The organism is Acidovorax sp. HMWF018 (assembly GCF_003061035.1).
Taxonomy (GTDB): Bacteria; Pseudomonadota; Gammaproteobacteria; order Burkholderiales; family Burkholderiaceae_C; genus Acidovorax; species Acidovorax delafieldii.
Genome location: NZ_QAIM01000605.1, coordinates 9466 through 14912 on the forward strand (window position 1 = coordinate 9466; position 5447 = coordinate 14912).

The 5447-nt window shown below is 67.8% G+C and carries 4 protein-coding genes; all 4 read right to left on the reverse strand.

Features of this window, described 5'->3' with window-relative positions; all coding sequences use genetic code 11:
- Positions 1-1084, reverse strand: a 1084-nt coding sequence (locus DBR23_RS31840; protein ID WP_369882168.1) for a transglycosylase domain-containing protein, incomplete at its 3' end; no start/stop codon positions are given.
- Positions 1085-1141: 57 nt separating this feature from the next.
- Positions 1142-2011 carry a methylglyoxal synthase gene (locus DBR23_RS25815; protein ID WP_108499990.1) on the reverse strand — a complete coding sequence of 290 codons (870 nt, stop codon included), beginning with the start codon at positions 2009-2011 and terminating at the stop codon, positions 1142-1144.
- Positions 2012-2066: 55 nt separating this feature from the next.
- Positions 2067-2435: a hypothetical protein gene (locus DBR23_RS25820; RefSeq protein ID WP_015013149.1), complete on the reverse strand. Its 369-nt coding sequence runs from the start codon at positions 2433-2435 to the stop codon at positions 2067-2069.
- 79 nt (positions 2436-2514) lie between these two features.
- A partial coding sequence (locus DBR23_RS31845; protein WP_304466245.1) for an alpha-2-macroglobulin family protein occupies positions 2515-5447 on the reverse strand: 2933 nt, incomplete at its 5' end.

Sequence of the window (5447 nt, forward strand, 5' to 3'; positions counted from 1 at the left end):
CGTACAAGAACGGCTTGAGCGTGGAGCCCGGCTGGCGCAATGCCAGCACCCCATCGACCTCGCTGGCCTGGCTGAGCTGGCCGGATGACCCCACCCAGGCCAGCACCGCGCCAGTGGCGTTGTCCAGCACCAGCACCGCGCCGTCTTCCACATGGCGCCCCCGCAGTTCGCGCAGGTGCTGCTGCAGGCTCTGCATGGCAAAACGCTGCAACGGTGCGCGCAGGGTGCTGGTCACCCGCTCGGGCACGGCGCTGTCCTTGTCCCGCTGGCGCAGCAGGTAGCGCGCAAAGTGCGGCGCCACGCCTTCGCTCGCATCGAACGCGCGGCGCTGCAGGGCGGCCGTGGTGAACAGGTCCAGCGCATCGCAGTCCACGCGCGCCGCTGGTGCAGCAGGCAAGGTGGGGGTGGAGGGGCGCTGCTGCATGTCGCGCAGCACCCCGCAAGCGCGCTGCGCCACCAGTGCGGGCCGGGCATTAGGCGCGCGCACCAGGGCCGCTGCCACTGCGGCTTCGCGGTCGTCCAGACCGTGGGCCGCCTTGTCAAACAGGGTGCGGCTCAGGGCGTCGATGCCCACCAGCTCGCTGCGAAACGGCACGAGGTTGAGGTACGCCTCCAGGATCTGGTCCTTGCGCCAGCGCCGGTCCAGCACCTGGGCAGCCACCGTCTGGCCGACCTTCTGCACCACCGTGCGCCCCCCGGGGCCCTGGCGCCAGTCACCGTCGAGCAGGCCCGCGAGCTGCATGGTGATGGTGCTGGCCCCGCGTGTGCGCTGGTTCCACAGGTTGCCCCAGGCAGCCGCCGACGCCGCACGCCAGTCCACGCCGCTGTGTTCAAAAAAGCGCTTGTCCTCGCTCAGCACCAGCGCCTGGCGCAGCGCGGGCGACACGTCGGCCAGCGGCACCCACTGGCCGCGCCGCACGGTGGCATCGGTGCGCAAGCGCTGCAGCACCTCGCCTTCGCGCGAGAGGATCAGGGTGTCCGAGGGCTTGAAGTCCGCGCGCACCTCGTCAAACGTGGGGATGGCCCAGGCGCCCGAGGCGCAGGCCGCCAGCACCAGCGCGGCGGCCTGCGTTCGCAGGCGCAAGGTGAAGAAGGAAGCGAACGGAAGGAACACAAACGCGCAGAGATAAAAAAAACGCCATCAGCGCGCCGCGCGCAGGCGCACGGCGTCGCACCAGCGCTGCGCCACGGCCGGCACGGTGACACACACCGCATCGTGCGTGGCGGTGGTCACGGCACGCTCCAGCAGCTGGATGTCAGCCTCGTGCTGGCGCGCCACATGCGGGTCCTCGAAGAAAACAGCGCGGTGGCAACGGCGCTCCAGCACCAGGTCGGCAATCTGCGCGTCGCCACCCAGCGGCCCGCTGTTGAAGCGCTGCACCCAGGGCTGCCCCTCGGGCCAGCCCTTGCTCCACGCCAGGGCGTTCAGTCGCTGGCCCGTGGTGCCAGTGGCCACCCGGTGGCGAAACTGCGACAGCACATCAAAGTTGCGATCCGCGAAGTCGAGCATGGCCTGTTTGCACGCGTCGTGCGCAATCAGCGCCAGCGTCTGGTTGCCATGGTCATGGAACCGGTCGGCCTGTGGGTCGGGCGCCAGCCCGGCGTGGATGCGCTCCATCTCGATCCAGTCCCGTGCGCTGGCCACGGTGGAGAGAAACGGCTTGCCATGGATCACACACTGCCGCTTGAGGGCCAGCGCCTCGGGGAAGATGGAAGAAGGGTCCACGGGGTCGGTAAGGTAAATCGCGCCATCGAGCGTGCGCCCTTCCCCCATGCCCACCAACTCTGCCACCACTTTCATCAGCCCACCGTCGCGCCCGTAGGGATAGCGCACCAGCGGGCGGTACCCCTGCAGCATGCCCGCAGCGACGATGGCATCGTGCGTGCGGCCCACGGCGTGCAGCCCCAGCTGCAGTTCCCGAATGCCCGCCTCGCAGGCGCGCAACCAGGCAAAGAGCGCCGCGTCTTCGGTGTGGTGGTGCAGGCGGTTGGCAGCGAGACCCAGGATCATGGCGGTTTGACTTTCTGAAAACGAAGGGATCGGAGCATCGTAAGCCCCTCACGGCTCAGCGATCGGAGTGCTCACGGTCAAACCGCCCCTCGGCCTCGGTCAGGTGGCGCAGCAGCACGTGCGAGATCAGATTGACGCCGATGCCGCCGAACACCACCGGCAGCAGGTACAGCGCAATCGTCAACTCGGAACTGAACCACGCATCATCGGCCAGCGACGGCGTGCTCTTGGCCTGCGCGGCGATGGACTGCAGCAGGTACACATCCACGCCTGCAATGAGCACCAGCGCCACGCCAAAGCCCAGCACCGCCCAGCGCGAGATCGACCGGGTGACCAGCAGCAGCGCATAGATGCCCACCGGCAGCACCAGCGAGAACCCCACCAGCAGCCAGAACCGCAGCTCCAGAAAGACGCTGAGGCTCATGGCATGAAGGCCTGGGGTGGGCGATGGGCAAGGCGGTGCATGGCGGCGTTATGACAGAGTGGCGTTGGAGCGTCGCAGCTTATTTGGCCACCTGCACCTTCACCCGTGCGTTGGGCAGTTCGCCAAACATCTCGGGCGCATACATGGCCTCGACGCGGCTCGGTGGCAGCGCAAAGTCGCCCGCGTTGTTCAGGCGCACGGTGTACTCCATCTTGACGGTGCCCTTGGGCAAGTACTCGTAGTAGCTGCGGAAGGACTCGAAGCTGCGCTCCTCGAACGCAGGCCAGCCCGCGCCGGTCTTCTTTTCGCCTTGTGTGGCGATCTCGGAGTCGCGGCCCAGGCCGCTGCCCAAAATGGTGGCCCCGCCCGGGATGGGGTCGGTGATGGCTACCCAGGTCATGTCGGCCGTGGCGTTGACCTCCAGCGTCACGCGCAGCACGTCGCCGCGTGTGTACTGGCCGGCGGGCAGCGACTTGTTGGCCTGCTCCACCGGCGTGATGGTCTTCTTGATCGCATAGCCTGCCGCGAACGGCGCCTTGAGATCGATGGCCGCCACCGACTGCAGCGTGAGCCAGGGCTTGCCCGGGCCCTGGTGCGTGACGGCCAACTGCTCCTTGCCGCCCGTCTTGCCTGCAGCACTAGACCATGGCAGGAACATACCGTTGTTCTTCAGGTTGCCGGGCGATGCGGGCGCGCCAAACCAGGTGATCTGGTTGGGAGCGCCGGTGGCGTCCGATGCCTTCACGCGGTCCACCTTGCTCCAGTCCACGCTGGCGGTGTTGCCGCCCATGCTGGCCTTGGTGGTGCCCGACACGGGTGTGGCCTCGAACTTGGCGCTGAATTTTTCCAGCGCCAGGCCGCCCCACAGGTTGGCCGTGGTGGTGTGCCAGGCACCCGCCTGCTGGCGGCTGATGAAGCCGTTGGCCAGGCGGCCCATGTCGTCCTTCCAGGCCGGGTCGTCCATCACGGCCAGCATCAGGCGGGCGGTGTTCACGTCGCCGTTCTGCATCAGCCACCACCAGTAGTCGTCCTGCTCGTTGCTGAAGATGAGCTTGGTGCCCTGGAACGACAGGCGGGCGCGCAGGATCTGCAGGGCTTCAGCCAGGCGCTTGTCGCGCTCGGGCACATCGGCCACGCGCTTCAAGACATTGACCCAGTCGATCACCGTGTGGGTGGGCCACTGGTTGGGCGCGATGGTGATGCTGCTCACCATGCGGCCCTGGGCCTTGCCGTAGCGCGACAGCGCTTCGAGCGCAGCCACCTTGCGCATGTCCAGGTCCTTGCGCGGGCTCCAGAAGTTGCGCTGGATGCGGCCTTCCACAAACGCGATCAGGCCACGCTCCATGGGCGCGCGGGCCTCGTCGGGCAAGGCAAACGCGGGGTTGATGCTGGCGGCCTCGTGCGTGGCGGCCAGCACATAGGCCGTGAGGGTGTCGCTGCCCCGGTTGGCGTCGCCATCGCGCGGCGGGAAGTAATTGGCCAGGCCATCGCTGTCGAGGTAGGTGGGCAACTGCGCCACCACGGTCTGCCACAGCGCGCCGTCGCGCAGGCCCACGGCCTTGCTGGTCTTTTGCTCCAGGCAGGCAAACGGGTAGCGCGCCCACCAGTCGCGCACGCCGGGCAGGCCTTCGGCCAGCTTGGGCTGCAGCGACATCTTGAGGCCGCCCCGGCCGGGCAATGCGTCGGCGGGTGGGTTCACATCGAGGTTGTAGCTACCGTCCACCTGCACCAGCGTGGCCTGCTGCACCGTGAGCGGCACCGCCTGCACGATGCGCTGGCGGGCCTTGAGGGCGTCGCGGGCACCACTGACCAGGTCCTTGGCTTCGATCTCCCACAGGATGGCCTCGGCGCGCGTTTGCGCCAGTTGCGCTGGGGCCGTCACGTCCCAGGCCACCTCACGCGCCTCTCCGGCCGGGATGTCGATGGTCTGCGGCTTCAGGTCCAGCAACGTGGCGCGTGGTGCCACCTCCACCTTCATGGCGGCCTTGGTGGTGTTGCGCAGCGTGATCTGCGCGCGGAACTGGTCGTCCTCGCGCACCAGCGGCGGCAGGCCGCTGATGATCTGCAGATCCTGTGTGGCGCGGATGCTGGTGCTGCCGGTGCCAAACAGCCCGGTGGACGCATCGGCCACCGCCACGATCTTGAAGGTGGTCAGTGCATCGTTGAGCGGCACGGTCACCTTGGCCTGGCCGTTGGCGTCAAGCTTGAGTGCGGGCTCCCACAGCAGCAGAGTGTCCAGCAACTCGCGCGTGGGTGACTTGCCCCCACCACCCCCAGCGGGCACGGCCTTCTTGCCGTAGTGGCGCCGGCCGATGATTTCCATCTGCGCGGTCGATGTCTCCACACCCCAGCTGCGGCGCTGCAGCATCGCTTCGAGCAGGTTCCAGCTGTTGTTGGGCATCAGCTCCAGCAGCGCCTGGTCCACGGCGGCCAGGGCCACTTCGGCATTGGCGGCGGGCTTGCCGCCCGGCAGCGTGGCGGTGATGGTGACCTGGGCTTTGCCACGCACGGCGTAGCTCTCCTTGTCAGCCTGCACCTTCACATCAATTTGGTGGGCCTGTGTGCCCACGCGAATTTCAGCCACACCCAGGCGGTAGGCGGGCTTGGACAGATCCACCAGCGCCGTGGGCGCCTGGTATTCCTTGCCTTCGTACCAGAACGAGGTCCACCACTCGCGCGGCGCCTTGAAACCCCAGGTGAAGAAGCTGTACCACGGCACCTCGCGCAGGCGCCCCCGCAAGGCCAGCACGCTCACGTAGACATTGGGTCCCCAGTCGGGCTGCACCTTCAGGCTCACTGTGGGGTCCTGGCCGTTGAGCTGCACCACCTGCGTGTCGATGATGCCCTCACGTTCCACGGCCACCAGGGCCGTGGCGAAGCGGAACGGCATGCGCACCTGGAACTTGGCGGTCTCGCCGGGCTGGTAGCTCTTCTTCTCGGCCAGCAGATCGATGCGGTCATGGTCTTCGCCACCAAACCACAGCTCGCCCTGGCGCGTGACCCATACCGACG